Annotated in this window: 12 protein-coding genes and 1 tRNA gene; 8 read left to right on the forward strand and 5 right to left on the reverse strand. The window is 70.8% G+C overall.

The window, feature by feature from the left end:
- Positions 1-27: 27 nt before the first annotated feature.
- From ACWCPF_RS08015 to ACWCPF_RS08030, 4 genes are all read right to left on the reverse strand, one after another.
- Positions 28-870: an S-methyl-5'-thioadenosine phosphorylase gene (locus ACWCPF_RS08015; RefSeq protein WP_451044111.1), complete on the reverse strand. Its 843-nt coding sequence runs from the start codon at positions 868-870 to the stop codon at positions 28-30.
- Between the two features lie 137 nt (positions 871-1,007).
- A complete protein-coding gene (locus ACWCPF_RS08020; RefSeq protein WP_451044112.1) occupies positions 1,008-1,346 on the reverse strand; it encodes an FmdB family zinc ribbon protein in 339 nt (112 codons plus the stop codon).
- 67 nt (positions 1,347-1,413) lie between these two features.
- A complete protein-coding gene (locus tag ACWCPF_RS08025) occupies positions 1,414-2,703 on the reverse strand; it encodes an MFS transporter (protein WP_451044113.1) in 1,290 nt (429 codons plus the stop codon).
- Positions 2,704-3,036: 333 nt separating this feature from the next.
- Positions 3,037-4,536 (reverse strand): potassium/proton antiporter, encoded by a 1,500-nt coding sequence (locus tag ACWCPF_RS08030; RefSeq protein WP_451044236.1) that lies wholly within the window; start codon positions 4,534-4,536, stop codon positions 3,037-3,039.
- A 267-nt stretch (positions 4,537-4,803) separates the two neighbouring features.
- Here ACWCPF_RS08030 and ACWCPF_RS08035 point away from each other — a divergent pair, with 267 nt between their 5' ends.
- The gene (locus ACWCPF_RS08035; RefSeq protein ID WP_451044114.1) at positions 4,804-7,614 is read left to right on the forward strand and encodes a penicillin acylase family protein; all 2,811 of its coding nucleotides are present in this window, start codon (positions 4,804-4,806) and stop codon (positions 7,612-7,614) included.
- Between the two features lie 68 nt (positions 7,615-7,682).
- On the opposite strand, the gene ACWCPF_RS08040 is transcribed toward ACWCPF_RS08035, so the two are convergent.
- Positions 7,683-8,258 (reverse strand): 5-formyltetrahydrofolate cyclo-ligase, encoded by a 576-nt coding sequence (locus ACWCPF_RS08040; protein WP_451044237.1) that lies wholly within the window; start codon positions 8,256-8,258, stop codon positions 7,683-7,685.
- A gap of 154 nt (positions 8,259-8,412) precedes the next feature.
- On the opposite strand from ACWCPF_RS08040, the gene galU reads away from it, so the two are divergent.
- The 7 genes from galU (at position 8,413) to ACWCPF_RS08075 (ending at position 14,217) form a co-directional block, all read left to right on the forward strand.
- On the forward strand, positions 8,413-9,315 hold the full coding sequence (galU, locus tag ACWCPF_RS08045; protein WP_451044115.1) for a UTP--glucose-1-phosphate uridylyltransferase GalU: 903 nt from the start codon (positions 8,413-8,415) through the stop codon (positions 9,313-9,315).
- Between the two features lie 5 nt (positions 9,316-9,320).
- Positions 9,321-10,646: a molybdotransferase-like divisome protein Glp gene (gene glp, locus ACWCPF_RS08050; RefSeq protein WP_451044116.1), complete on the forward strand. Its 1,326-nt coding sequence runs from the start codon at positions 9,321-9,323 to the stop codon at positions 10,644-10,646.
- An 84-nt stretch (positions 10,647-10,730) separates the two neighbouring features.
- A complete protein-coding gene (gene moaC / locus ACWCPF_RS08055) occupies positions 10,731-11,210 on the forward strand; it encodes a cyclic pyranopterin monophosphate synthase MoaC (RefSeq protein ID WP_351914347.1) in 480 nt (159 codons plus the stop codon).
- Entirely contained in the window at positions 11,207-11,743 is a 537-nt protein-coding gene (locus ACWCPF_RS08060; protein WP_451044117.1) for a MogA/MoaB family molybdenum cofactor biosynthesis protein, read from the forward strand. The genes moaC and ACWCPF_RS08060 overlap by 4 nt, the downstream gene beginning before the upstream one ends.
- Complete coding sequence (locus ACWCPF_RS08065) at positions 11,740-12,408, forward strand: GNAT family N-acetyltransferase (protein WP_451044238.1); 669 nt, start codon at positions 11,740-11,742, stop codon at positions 12,406-12,408. Before ACWCPF_RS08060 ends, ACWCPF_RS08065 begins: the two co-directional genes overlap by 4 nt.
- A gap of 171 nt (positions 12,409-12,579) precedes the next feature.
- Positions 12,580-14,049, forward strand: a complete 1,470-nt coding sequence (gene sepX / locus ACWCPF_RS08070; protein WP_451044118.1) for a divisome protein SepX/GlpR — start codon at positions 12,580-12,582, stop codon at positions 14,047-14,049.
- 94 nt (positions 14,050-14,143) lie between these two features.
- Positions 14,144-14,217: transfer RNA gene (locus ACWCPF_RS08075), tRNA-Ala, on the forward strand.
- The last annotated feature ends 26 nt before the right edge of the window (positions 14,218-14,243 follow it).

Consider the following 14,243-nt stretch of genomic DNA (forward strand, 5'->3'; position numbering starts at 1 on the left):
CTCTCCCCGGAGAAACGTCAACTCCCGTTACGGCAGCTCGAACCCCGGGTCCATCCCGCCCAGCGCGCTCGTGCACAGGCAGTCCCGCACCCCGTTCGCGGGCAGCGCGGCGACCGCGTCGAACAGCACGCCCCGCAGCCGCTCCACGTTGTCCGCGAACACCCGCAGGACCTCCTCGTGCGACACGCCCTCACCGCTCTCGGCGCCCGCATCCAGATCGGTGACCAGCGTCAACGACGTGTAACAGAGCTCGAGTTCCCGGGCGAGCGCGGCCTCCGGATGGCCCGTCATGCCCACCACCGACCAGCCCTGAGCCTGGTGCCACAACGATTCTGCCCGGGTGGAGAACCTCGGCCCCTCGATCACGACCAGCGTCCCGCCGTCCACCGGCTCCCACTCCCGGCCGCGCGCCGCCTTCAGGGCCGCCGAGCGTCCGGTGGGGCAGTAGGGGTCGGCCAGCGACACGTGCACCACGTTGGGCACCGTGCCGTCGGGCAGGGGCAGCCCGTCGAAGTACGTCCCGGTCCGCGACTTCGTGCGGTCGACCAGCTGATCGGGCACGAGCAGCGTGCCGGGCCCGTACTCGGGCCGCAGACCGCCCACGGCACACGGACCGAGCACCTGACGCACCCCCAGCGAGCGCAGCGCCCACAGGTTGGCCCGGTAGTTGATCCGGTGGGGCGGCAGATGATGGCCGCGGCCGTGCCGGGGCAGGAAGGCGACCCGCCGGCCGGCGATCTCGCCCAGGAAGAGGGAGTCGCTGGGCGGCCCGTAGGGGGTGTCGACCTGGAGCTCGGTCACGTTGTCGAGGAACGAGTAGAAACCGGAGCCGCCGATCACACCGATCTCTGCGTTCGCCATGTTCGCCATGCGTCGCACCCTAGCCGCACGCATGTCATACCCGAGGCGTACCCCGGACGCTCTCGGGGAACGCCGAAGGACCCCGTCGCCGGATGACGACAGGGTCCCGTGAGGCCGTACGAGAGAGGCCCCTTGAGCAGGGGGTTCTACGCGGCGGAGCTGTTGCCGGCCGATGTGCCGGTGCTCGACGACTTCGACTTCGAGTCCGAGGACGACGACGTCGACGAGGTCGAACTCGACGACTTCGCGTCGGAGCCGGACGTCGACGACTTCGCGGGCGACGACGAAGGCGAGCTGCTCGAGGACGAGCCGCGGCTGTCGTTGCGGTAGAAGCCGGAGCCCTTGAAGACGATGCCGACCGCGGAGAACACCTTCTTGAGGCGTCCGGAGCAGTTGGGGCACTCGGTCAGAGCGTCGTCGGTGAACTTCTGCACCGCCTCGAGGCCCTCGCCGCACTCGGTGCACTGGTACTGGTAGGTCGGCACTGTCTTCCTCCTGGCACTCTCACTCAGTGAGTGCTAACGACGGTCTATCTTGACGCATTCCCGAGGATCAGTCCACTGTGACCGGCGCGCGGTGACCGACGCCACGTGCGACGGTGCGGCCACGCGGGCGTGGAGCGAGCCGGGAACGCAGGGCCAGCAGCACTGCCAGGGCCAGCACGGTGCCGCCCATCGGCACCAGGAAACCGGCCCCGCCCCAGAAGCGGTCCTCCAGCTGTCCGGCGACCGTGACGGCCGCCGCCTGCCCGAGCGCCACGGCGCCGGTCAGCCAGGTGAACGCCTCGGTACGCGCCCCGGCCGGGACCAGGCCCTCGACCAGCGTGTAGCCGGTGATCAGTGCGGGTGCGATGCACATGCCGACCAGCAGGCCGAGGCCCGCGAGGACGAGCACCGAGTGCGCGGCCCAGAGCCCGGAGGCGACGAGCGCCAGCGCGGCGTAGGCGACGACCAGGCGCCGCTGCGGGGCCGTCTTCCAGGCGATGGCGCCGCAGACCAGGCCGGAGAGCATGTTGCCGGCGGCGAACGTCCCGTACAGGACGCCGTTCAGGCCGGGCTCGCCGATCGCCTCGGTGAAGGCGGCCAGCGAGACCTGCATGCCGCCGAAGACGGCGCCGATGCCGAGGAACGCTGCGATCAGCACGCGCACACCGGGGATGCGCAGCGCCGAGGTGTGCGCCACGCGCGCGTGGCCGGCGGCGATCTGCGGCTGGGTGCCCTTCTGCGCGGCGAACAGCAGGCCGCCGAGGAGGGTCAGCGAGGCTTCGGTGATGAGTCCGGCGGCCGGGTTCACGGCGGTGCACAGGGCTGTCGCCAGCAGCGGGCCGAAGACGAATGTCAGCTCGTCGGTGACGGACTCGAAGGCCGCCGCGGTCGTCATGAGGGGCGAGCCCTTCAGCGTGACGCCCCAGCGGGCCCGCACCATGGGCCCTATCTGCGGCACCGAGGCGCCCGTGGGCACGGCGGCCGCGAACAGCGCCCACAGGGGCGCGTGGGACAGGGCGAGCACGGTCAGGGCGAGGCCCGACAGCGTGTGCACGAGAACGCCGGGGACCAGCACCGCGCGCTGCCCGTAGCGGTCGGCGAGGCGTCCGCTGCAGGGCGCGCACAGCGCCATGGAGACGCCGGTGACGGCCGCGGCGGCGCCGGCCGCACCGTACGAACCGGTGGTGTGCTGGACGAGCAGCACGATGGAGATGGTGAGCATTGCGAACGGCTGGCGTGCCGCGAAGCCGGGCAACAGGAACGTCCATGCGCCGCGGGTGCGCAGCAGCTGTCCGTATCCCGGGCGGGCGGAGGCCGACGAGTCCTTCGACGGCTCGGTGGTGACCGTGGATGCCACGGCCCGTGCCTTTCTGCCGCCTGGTGGCGCGCCCGTGCGGGGGCGCCGAGAGCTGTCCTCTTGCGCGTGCTGCGGTAGATGCCGGATTCCGCGTGAGGAGGTGTCCCGGCCGCCATACGGTCGCGCCAGCTCTGCATCAGGCAGAGTTGGTTCGATCAAGGTCTGCCTTAATCGTACAGGGGTCGAGGTCGGCGACGCCTGTGAAGATGAGCACCGCAGCGCCGGGGAACCCCTGAAACCATGGGGTGTGAACAGTGCGAAACACGCACTTAACGGGTCTCGCACGCGCCGGGTCTCGCGCGCACCGGGTCCCGCATGCGACGGGTCTCGCCCTCAGCGGGTCTCGCCGCCCGTGCCCAGCCATCCGGCGAGCTTGCCGCCGCGTCCCACCGCGTGCAGGCGCTGTTCGGCCGCGTCGCGGACCGGGTCGGTGGCGACGACGAGGAGTTCGTCGCCCTGCCGCAGGACGGTCGTCGGCAGCGGCACGAACGACGTCTCGTCGCGCACGACGAGGGTCACGGCGGCCCCGGCCGGCAGTCGCAGTTCGTTGACCTCGACGCCGTGCATCTTGGAGCCCGGGGGGATCGCGACGGACAGCAGATGGCCGCGCAGTCGCTCCAGGGGCGCCGATTCCACGCCGAGGTCGGCGGCCTCGGCGTCCTTCCCCAGGCGGAGCTTGCGGGCCACCCAGGGCAGGGTCGGCCCCTGGACCAGGGTGTAGACGACGACCAGGACGAAGACGATGTTGAAGATGCGGCGGCTGGACTCGACGCCCTGCACCATCGGGATGGTCGCCAGGATGATGGGCACCGCGCCGCGCAGCCCGGCCCAGGACATCAGCGTCTGCTCCTGCCAGGGCACCCGGAACGGCGTCAGGCACAGCACGACGCTCAGCGGGCGGGCCACCATGGTGAGCACCAGGCCGATGACGAGCGCGGGCAGCACGTCGTCGCCCAGCTCGTGCGGGGTGACCAGGAGGCCGAGCAGCACGAACATGCCGATCTGGGCGATCCAGCCGAGGCCGTCGGCGAACCCGCGCGTGGCGGGCCAGTGCGGCAGCTTCGCGTTGCCCATGACCATCGAGGCGAGGTAGACGCCCAGGAAGCCGCTGCCGTGCGCCAGGGAGCCCGCCGCGTACGCGGTGACCGCGATCGCCATGACGGCGATCGGGTAGAGGCCGGAGGCGGGCAGGGCGACGTGTCGGAGGCCCCAGGAGCCCAGCCAGCCGACCGCGAGGCCGATGGCGGCGCCGATGGCCAGCTCCAGCGCTATCTCGCCCACCAGCACGTACCAGTGCTCCACGGGGCCCGCGGTGGAGAAGGCGACCACCAGGATGACGACCGGGGCGTCATTGAAGCCGGACTCGGCCTCCAGCGTGCCCGTCACGCGCGCGGGCAGGGGGATCTTGCGCAGGACGGAGAAGACCGCCGCCGCGTCCGTCGAGGACACCACCGCACCGATGATCAGCGCCTGCCGCCATTCCAGCCCCGTCACGAAGTGCGCGGCCGTGGCCGTGACGCCCACGCTCACCGCGACTCCGACCAGCGCCAGCGCGGAGGCGGAGGCCAGGGCCGGTTCGATCTCCTTCCACTTCGTGCCGAGACCGCCCTCGGCGAGGATCACGACCAGGGCGGCGTACCCGATGACCTGCGTCATCTCGGCGTTGTCGAAGTGGATGTTGCCGATGCCGTCCTGGCCCATGAGGACGCCGATGCCCAGGTACACGAGCAGGCTGGGGAGCCCGCTGCGCGAGGAGATCCGGACCGCGGCGACGGCGACGAGCAGGACGAGCGAGCAGACGAGCAGGAGCTGGTTGAGGTGGTGGACAGTCAGCGGCGCTTCCCTTCACCGGCGCGCGCACCTGGCGCGCGGACGCACATGTGCATGGGATACATCGGACACGAAGGTGCGCGCCCCGTGCCCAACTACTTCGTTACCTTACCTAACTCTTGACGATTTCTTGACGTTGGACGAGGCAAGATCGAACATCCTTCCGTGCTGGTACCCGACTCCGCGTCAAGTGGCGCGAGGCCCTGCGCCTATGGTTGCTCCAGCACTCCAGGACCGCCTGCCGCTCGCGTTAGGACAGCAAGGACAGCGATGCCCCCCAACACCACCGCCACATCGGGTGACAAGCCCGGCAAGTCCGGCAGGAAGAAGGGGCGCAAAGCCCGTTTGATCGTGCTTGTGCTGGTGCTGGCCATCATCGGAGGCATCGCCTACGGCGCCTACTGGTCCATCAGCACGGTCCGCGCGTCCTTCCCGCAGACCAAGGGATCGATCACACTCGAGGGCCTGTCCGGGCCCGTCGACGTGAAGCGGGACGGCTACGGCATCCCGCAGATCTACGCGGACTCCGACGAAGATCTCTTCATGGCGCAGGGCTACGTCCAGGCGCAGGACCGGTTCTACGAGATGGACGTACGCCGGCACATGACCTCCGGGCGGCTCTCGGAGATGTTCGGCAAGAGCCAGGTCGACAACGACGAGTTCCTGCGCACCCTGGGCTGGGACCGCGTCGCCAAGGAGGAGTACGACAGCAAGCTGTCGGACGACACCAAGAAGTACCTCCTGGCGTACGCCAAGGGAGTCAACGCCTACCTCAAGGGCAAGGACGGCGCGGACATCTCCCTGGAGTACGCGGCCCTCGGGTTCACCAACGACTACAAGCCCGCCGAGTGGACCCCGGTCGACTCGATCTCCTGGCTGAAGGCGATGGCCTGGGACCTGCGCGGCAACATGCAGGACGAGATCGACCGCGCCCTGATGACCAGCCGCCTCGGCCCGCAGCAGATCGCCGACCTGTACCCGCAGTACCCGTACGACCTCAACCGCGCGATCGTCCGGGAGGGCCAGTACGACGAGCTGACCAAGACGTTCGAACAGAGCGACGGTGACGGGGACAACGACAGCGACTCCGGCGACGCGTCCACGAACGGCGGGACGGGCGACGAGACGGGCGACGGCACCGATACCTCGAACGACACGGGATCGGCCCTCACGAGCCAGCTCTCGGGCCTGTACGACGTCCTGGACGACCTGCCCACGGCCGTCGGCGTGAACGGCAACGGCATCGGCTCGAACTCCTGGGCCGTCGCCGGGAAGTACACGATCACCGGCAAGCCGCTGCTGGCCAACGACCCGCACCTGTCGGCCTCGCTGCCGTCCGTCTGGTACCAGATGGGCCTGCACTGCCGAGCCGTCTCCGCCAAGTGCGCGTACGACGTCTCCGGCTACACGTTCGCCGGCATGCCCGGCGTCATAATCGGCCACAACGCGACGATCTCCTGGGGCATGACCAACTCCGGCGTCGACGTGACCGACCTCTACCTGGAGAAGCTCTCCGGCGACGACGGTTACCAGTACGACAACAAGGTCGAGCCGTTCGTCACGCGCGAGGAGACCATCAAGGTCGCCGGCGGCACGTCCAAGAAGATCGTCGTCCGGCAGACCCAGGACGGCATGCCCTTGCTCTCCGACCGTGACGACGAACTCGTCGACGTCGGCAAGAAGGCCACCGTCGACACCGTCGACAAGGCCGCGCCCGACCGCGGCGACGGTTACGCCGTCGCCCTGAAGTGGACCGCGCTCGAGCCGGGCACCTCCATGGACGCCGTCTTCGCCATCAACAAGGCGGCCGACTGGGACGCCTTCCGGGCCGCGGCCGAGCTCTTCGACGTGCCCTCGCAGAACCTCGTCTACGCCGACACCTCGAACCACATCGGCTACCAGCTGCCCGGAAACATTCCCAAGCGCGCCAAGGGCGTGGACGGCTCGATCCCGGCGCCCGGCTGGAACTCCAAGTACGAGTGGAACGGCTACATCGACTTCGACGAGCTGCCCTACGAGTACGACCCCCCGCGCGGGTACATCGTCACCGCCAACCAGGCCGTGATCGACAAGGACAAGTACCCCTACACGCTCACAACGGACTGGGGCTACGGCACGCGCAGCCAGCGGATCACCAACCTGATCAAGAACAAGATCGAGGGCGGCGGCAAGATCTCCACCGACGACATGCGGCAGATGCAGCTGGACAACGACAGCCAGATCGCCCGTGTGCTCGTGCCCATCCTGCTGAAGATCAACCTGGACGACCCCGACGTCCGCGAGGCGCAGAAGCTGCTGCAGGGCTGGGACTACACCCAGGACGCCGACTCGGCGGCCGCCGCCTACTTCAACGCGGTGTGGCGCAACATCCTCAAGCTGGCCTTCGGCAACAAGCTGCCCAAGGAACTGCGGGTCGAGGACCAGTGCCTGTGGGTCGACCCGGTCGACAGCACGGGTCCCGTCGACGACACCGACAAGGTCGTCGAGTGCGGCGAGCGCGAGGCCGACCAGGCGCAGCCGGACGGCGGCGACCGCTGGTTCGAGGTCGTGCGCAACCTCCTGGAGAAGACCGACAGCGCGTGGTGGACGACTCCCGAGTCGGGCACCCGCCCCGGCGCGGAGAAGAACCGCGACAAGCTCTTCGAGCGCGCCATGATCGACGCCCGCTGGGAGCTGACCGCCAAGCTCGGCAAGGACATCGACACCTGGAGCTGGGGCCGGCTGCACCGCCTGTTCCTGAAGAACCAGACCCTGGGCACCAGCGGCCCCGGCTTCCTGCAGTACATCCTGAACCGCGGCCCGTGGAAGCTCGGCGGCGGCGAGGGGACGGTCAACGCGACCGGCTGGAACGCGGCAGGCGGCTACGGCGTGGTCTGGGTGCCGTCGATGCGCATGGTGGTCAACCTCGACGACCTCGACAAGTCGAAGTGGATCAACCTCACCGGCGCCTCGGGACACGCCTTCAGCGCCCACTACACCGACCAGACGGGCAAGTGGGCCAACGGTGAGCTCCTCGACTGGTCCTTCACCAAGAAGGCGGTCGACGACAGCACCAGCGACACCCTGGTCCTCAAGCCCTGAGCGACCCAGCGACGAGAAGGGGCCCTCCACGCGCGCGTGGAGGGCCCCTTCTCGCGCACACGCGTGTGTCAGGTGAAGCGGTGCACCCCCGACGGCGTCACCACGGCGTGCACCGGCCGGTCGTGCGCCTCCTCGGGAACGCGCTCGACGACCTCGGCGTCGTACAGCAGCACCACCAGGGAGGGACTGGCCGCGGACTCCGCCAGCCGGGCCAGCACCCGGTCGTACGATCCGCCGCCGCGGCCCAGCCGCATACCGCGCGCGTCGACCGCGAGCCCCGGCAGCAGCACGACGTCGGCCGAGGTCACGGCGTCGGGGCCGAGGCGCTCCCCGGCCGGCTCCAAGAGGGCCATCTTCCCGCCGTGTTGGACCCGCGCGAGCGAGCCCTCGCCCGCGTAGGCGCCCCAGTCCAGGTCGTTGTCGGGCAGCAGCGCGGGGAGCAGGACCCGCACCCCCCGCGCGCGCAGCGCGTCCAGCAGCGCCAGGGTGCCGGGCTCGCAGCCCACGGAGACGTACGCGGCGACCGTGCGCGCGTGCGCCAACTCGGGCAGCTCCAGCGCGTGCTCGGCCAGCGCCGCGGCCGCCGTTCGCACGTCATCCGTCGTCAACGTGTTTCTCACGGTGAGGAACCCTCGCCGCAACATTCGTTTGTCAGGCTTTGGTCCGCCTTCGAGGTGGTTCATGTGTCGCTCCCGCGCGGGTCTCACAGTGCTCGCACACAGCTTTACTGCGCTCATATGATCATGAATTAACCGAACGCACAGATTCGTCTCAAAGTCACCGGATAAGGTTGCGGACATGACTCAGCCCCACCCCAGGATCAGCAAGGCTGTCATCCCCGCAGCCGGCCTCGGCACCCGGTTCCTGCCGGCCACCAAGGCCACTCCCAAGGAGATGCTGCCGGTCGTGGACAAGCCGGCCATCCAGTACGTGGTCGAGGAGGCCGTCTCCGCCGGTCTCGACGACGTCCTCATGATCACGGGCCGCAACAAGCGCCCCCTGGAGGACCACTTCGACCGCAACTACGAACTCGAGTCGGCCCTGCAGAAGAAGGGCGACGCCGCCCGGCTCGCCAAGGTTCAGCAGTCCAGCGACCTCGCCACCATGCACTACGTGCGACAGGGCGACCCCAGGGGCCTCGGACACGCCGTCCTGTGCGCGGCGCCGCACGTCGGGCAGGAGCCGTTCGCCGTCCTCCTGGGCGACGACCTGATCGACCCCCGCGACCCGCTGCTCCAGCGGATGATCGAGGTGCAGGAGCGGCACGGCGGCAGCGTCGTGGCGCTCATGGAGGTCGCCCCCGAGCAGATCCACCTCTACGGCTGCGCGGCCGTGGAGGCCACCGAGGACGGCGACGTGGTCAAGGTGACCGGCCTCGTGGAGAAGCCGGACCCGGCGGACGCCCCGTCGAACTACGCGATCATCGGACGCTACGTCCTCGACCCGAGCGTGTTCGGCGTGCTGCGCCAGACCGAGCCCGGCCGCGGCGGCGAGATCCAGCTGACCGACGCCCTGCAGCAGCTCGCGCAGGACGAGAAGGCCGGCGGTCCCGTCCACGGCGTCGTCTTCAAGGGCCGCCGCTATGACACCGGCGATCGCGGCGACTATCTGCGTGCCATTGTCAGACTCGCGTGCGAACGTGAAGATCTGGGTCCGGACTTCCGGTCCTGGCTTCGCAGTTACGTCACCGAGGAGATGTAGCCACTTTGAGCACCGCCGCGCCCCGCCCCACCGCCCAGGACCGCCTCTGGTCGGTGGACGAACACCTGGAGGACATCCTCGCCACCGTCCGCCCCCTGGAACCCATCGAGCTGCAACTCGCCGACGCCCAGGGCTGCGTCCTGGTCGACGACGTCACGGTGCCGGTCTCGCTGCCGCCCTTCGACAACAGCTCCATGGACGGGTACGCGGTGCGGGTCGCGGATGTCGCGGGCGCGAGCGAGGAGTTCCCGGCGGCGCTGGACGTCGTCGGGGACGTCGCTGCGGGACAGGCGGCCGACCTGCTGCACGTCGGGCCGGGCCAGGCCGCCCGGATCATGACCGGCGCCCCGCTGCCGCCCGGCGCCGAGGCCGTCGTCCCCGTGGAGTGGACCGACGGCGGGCTGGGCGAGGGCCCGGTCAGCGCGATGCAGGCCCGCAGCCTCGCCCCCGAGCAGGCCTCGGGGCACGTACGCGTGTACCGGCCCGCCGAGGCACGCGCGCACGTACGCGCGCAGGGCAGCGACGTGAAGGCGGGCGACCGCGCCCTCGAAGCCGGAACCGTGCTCGGACCGCCCCAGATCGCCCTGCTCGCCGCGATCGGCCGCGCCTCTGCGCGCGTGCACCCGCGCCCGCGCGTGGTCGTGATGTCCACCGGCAGCGAACTCGTCCAGCCCGGCGAGGAACTGGGCAGCGGCCAGATCTACGACTCCAACAGCTTCGCCCTCACCGCCGCCGCCCGCGACGCCGGCGCCATCGCCTACCGGGTCGGCGCGGTCGCCGACGACGCGGAGACCCTGCGCTCCACCATCGAGGACCAGCTGGTGCGCGCCGACCTCGTCGTCACCACCGGAGGGGTGAGCGTCGGCGCGTACGACGTCGTCAAGGAGGCGCTGGAGCACGTCGGCGACGAGGACGAGGAGGGCGGCGGCATCGAGTTCCGCAAGCTCGCCATGCAGCCCGGCAAGCCCCAGGGCTTCGGCACCATCGGCCCCGACCACATCCCCCTGCTGGCGCTGCCCGGCAATCCGGTGTCGTCCTACGTCTCCTTCGAACTGTTCGTCCGCCCCGCCATCCGCACCCTCATGGGGCTGGCAGACGTCCACCGGCCCACCACGCGCGCGAAGCTCACCGCTGACAAGGCGCTGACCTCGCCGAAGGGCCGCAGACAGTTCCTGCGCGCCACCTATGCCGACGGCGCCGTCCGCCCGGTCGGCGGCGCCGGCTCCCACCTGGTCGCGGCCCTCGCGCACGCCGACGCGCTGGTCGTCGTCCCCGAGGACGTGGAGTCCCTCGAGCCCGGCGCGGACGTCGAGGTCGTCCTGCTCGGCTGAGTCCTCCTGGTTGGGGGTACCGTGTCGCGCACAGCAGGCCCGTGCGCGGCACCGCGCCGGACCCGGACCGGGAGCGCCACGAGCATGACTACGCAGGACCGACTGACGCACATCGACGACGCGGGCGCGGCCCGCATGGTCGACGTCTCCGGCAAGGACGTCACCGCCCGCACCGCGCGTGCCAGCGGGCGCGTCCTCGTCTCGCCCCGCGTGATCGAGCTGCTGCGCGGCGAGGGCGTCCCCAAGGGCGACGCACTGGCCACCGCGCGGATCGCGGGCATCATGGGCGCCAAACGCACCCCGGACCTGATCCCGCTGTGCCACCCGCTGGCCGTCTCCGGTGTGAAACTGGACCTGTCGGTCGCGGACGACGCCGTGGAGATCACCGCCACGGTGAAGACGACGGACCGCACAGGCGTCGAGATGGAGGCCCTCACCGCGGTCTCCGTCGCCGCGCTCACCGTGATCGACATGGTCAAGGCGGTCGACAAGGGAGCGGTGATCACGGACGTGCGCGTGGAGGAGAAGACGGGCGGCAAGTCGGGCGACTGGAGCCGGACATGACACTCGACGACTCGGTCGGCGGTGCCCTGTTCGCTCCGTACCGCGCCTTCGTCGTGACCGCCTCCAACCGGGCGGCCGCCGGCGTCTACGAGGACAAGGGCGGACCGCTGATCGCCGAGGGGCTGCGCGGCTTCGGCTTCGCGGTCGACGGGCCGCAGGTCGTGCCCGACGGCGACCCCGTGGAGAGCGTCCTGCGCGCCGCCGTCCAGGCCGGGTACGACGTCGTCGTCACCACCGGCGGCACCGGGATCTCGCCCACCGACCGCACCCCCGAGGCCACCCGCGCGGTGATCGATCACGAGGTGCCGGGCATCGCCGAGGCCATCAGGGCGTACGGCCGGGAGAAGGTGCCCACCTCGGCGCTCTCGCGCGGGCTGGCCGGCGTGGCGGGCGGCACGTTGATCGTCAACCTGCCGGGTTCCACCGGCGGCGTGAAGGACGGCCTGGCCGTCCTGGAGCCGCTGCTGAAGCACGCCGTGGACCAGCTCCGCGGCGGCGACCACCGCAGACCCGGTCATGGGGGTGCGAGCTGAACAGCGCATCCTGGCCCGTCGAACTGACGGAGGGCGACGTCGTCCTGCGGCCCATAAAGCTGCGCGACCAGCGGGCCTGGCGCGAGGTCAACCGGCGCAACCGGGACTGGCTGCGCCCCTGGGAGGCGACGATCCCGCCGCCCGCGCCCAGCGGGCCGATCGCGCACCGGCCGACCTACCGCCAGATGGTCCGGCATCTGCGGGCCGAGGCGAACGCCGGGCGGATGCTGCCGTTCGTCATCGAGTACCAGGGGCGGCTCGTCGGGCAGTTGACGGTCGCCGGGATCACCTGGGGGTCGATGTGCTCCGGGCACGTCGGCTACTGGGTGGACGAATCGGTGGCCGGCCGGGGAGTGATGCCGACGGCCGTGGCGCTCGTCGTGGACCACTGTTTCCGCAGTGTCGGACTGCATCGCATCGAGGTCTGCATTCGGCCGGAGAACGGCCCCAGCCGCCGGGTCGTGGAGAAACTCGGATTCCGTGAGGAAGGGCTGCGGCCGCGCTATCTCCACATCGACGGCGCCTGGCGCGACCACCTCGTGTTCGCGCTCACGGCGGAGGAGGTCCCGGAGGGCCTGCTGAGCCGCTGGCGGCGCACCCGCTCCCGGAGCGCGCGGAATGCCGGGGGGAATCTCGGCGGGAATCTCGGCAGCTCCGGAAATTGAATAAGTGTTCGATAATGATCAGGTGGTGACCGTCTGGGGCGTGGAATTCGCGCCCCCGGCGGCCTGCTGATCGCATCGGTCACAAAAAAAGTTCGAAATATCAGCCAGATCGTGCGACACACCGGCCCAATTGGCGGATGGCCTCACGCAAACCCCTCTACCGTGTGAGGCGTGAGCAGCAGCGGCCTCATCTACGCAGTCATTGTCGGGGCCTGGGCCGCCTACTTGGTGCCCATGTGGCTCCGTAGGCAGGACGAGCTGAACGAAGCCCGTCCGACGGAACGCTTCAGCACCGCCATCCGGCTGCTGTCCGGACGGGCGGGCATGGAGCGCCGTTACGCCAAGGACCTGCGGGCGCGCTCCACCGAGGAGGGGGAGTCCGACGCCGACGTTCCGGACGTCGTCACCGCATCGGTGGACGTCCGGGCCTTCGCCATGCCCCCGGCCCGCCAGCAGGTGAAGGCCCCGGTGCAGGAACGGAGCCCGGAGCGCAGCCAGGAACGGGGCCAGGAGCGAGGTCCGGAGCGAGGTTCGGAACGCGCTCAGGAGCGTGGCCAGGAGCGAGCGCAGGGGCGTCCGGAGACGGCGCGTGAACCGGAGCGCAATCCGGCGCGCGAGTCGGTGCGGGAGTCCGGGCGGGAGCCTGCTCGGGACTCGGTGGCCAAGCCCGCGCGGGAACAGCGTGACCGTGACGGAAGCGCCGCCCCCGCAGGCCGGCGTGCGCCGGGCGCGCGACGCGCACCCAGCATCCAGGCATCCGCCGCGCAGGCCGCTGCACAAGCCGCAGCTCAGGCGTCCGCCGCGCGCGCCCAGCGCTCGAAGGCGCTCGCACGCCGTCGGCGCACCACCGTGATGCTCTTCCTCGCCTTCACGCTCGGCGCGATCGTCGCCGCGGTCGGCGGGCTCGCGTTCCTCTGGGCGCCCGGCGTGCCCGCCGTCCTGCTCAGCGCGTACATCGCCTACCTGCGCTCGCAGGAGCGCCGCCGCTTCGCGTTCCAGATGGACCGCAGACGCGCGGAGGTCGCCGCGCAGCGGCTGCGGGAACGCCAGCCGCGCCGGCGTGCGCCCGCTTCGGCAGCCGCGTCGTCAGTCGACCCCGGCCTCGACGCCGGCGCAGAGGAGCCGCACATGGGCCCCGAACCGGAGACCGACCCGGGCCTGCTGGCCCTCGCTGCGGACCGCAGGGCGCTCGTCGAGCAGACCGACCACGCGGAGTGGGTCGACCAGCAGCGCGAGCGCCAGCGCCGGCCCGGACACGGCGACAGCTGGGACCCGGTACCGGTGCCCCTGCCGACGTACGTGACCGCACCGGTCGCACCGCGGGCCACCTCCGACGTGGACCTCGGCGCCCCGGACGCCTGGAGCTCGGCCCGGTCGAGCTCCGTCGCGCCGGACCAGGACGCGGCCGAGCACCACGAGGCCGGGGCGCGCCCCGACGACGGCGACTCCGACTCCGCCCCCTATTCCGACTCCGACTCCGACTGCGACGAGGGGGACCCGGCGGACGGCCGGACGGAGGGCGGCGACGAGCGCAGCGACGCGCGCCGCGCAGCCTCCGCCCGACGCTCCCGCGAGCGCGGCCGCACGCCCCTCTTCGACCAGTACGAGGAAAGCGGCCGCCCCCGGGCGGCCAACGAGTGACCTGCGTCGCAGCACGGAATCTCCGCTCCGATCGCCCTCCGGGAACGGATTTCCAAGCACCCCGATGGGGGTGCTAGAGTTTCACTCGTTGCAAGGGCCTGTGGCGCAGTCCGGTAGCGCACCTCGTTCGCATCGAGGGGGTCTGGGGTTCAAATCCCCACAGGTCCACGCAGCATAGAGCCCCCGTCGGGTTA

The sequence above is a fragment of the Streptomyces sp. NPDC001858 genome (assembly GCF_053594615.1).

Coding starts and splice junctions, on each gene's coding strand:
- ACWCPF_RS08015 (WP_451044111.1), bottom strand. CDS start 870: ATGGCGAACATGGCGAACGCAGAGATCGGTGTGATCGGCGGCTCCGGT.
- ACWCPF_RS08035 (WP_451044114.1), top strand. CDS start 4,804: ATGCCCCCCAACACCACCGCCACATCGGGTGACAAGCCCGGCAAGTCC.
- ACWCPF_RS08040 (WP_451044237.1), bottom strand. CDS start 8,258: ATGTTGCGGCGAGGGTTCCTCACCGTGAGAAACACGTTGACGACGGAT.
- galU (WP_451044115.1), top strand. CDS start 8,413: ATGACTCAGCCCCACCCCAGGATCAGCAAGGCTGTCATCCCCGCAGCC.
- moaC (WP_351914347.1), top strand. CDS start 10,731: ATGACTACGCAGGACCGACTGACGCACATCGACGACGCGGGCGCGGCC.
- ACWCPF_RS08060 (WP_451044117.1), top strand. CDS start 11,207: ATGACACTCGACGACTCGGTCGGCGGTGCCCTGTTCGCTCCGTACCGC.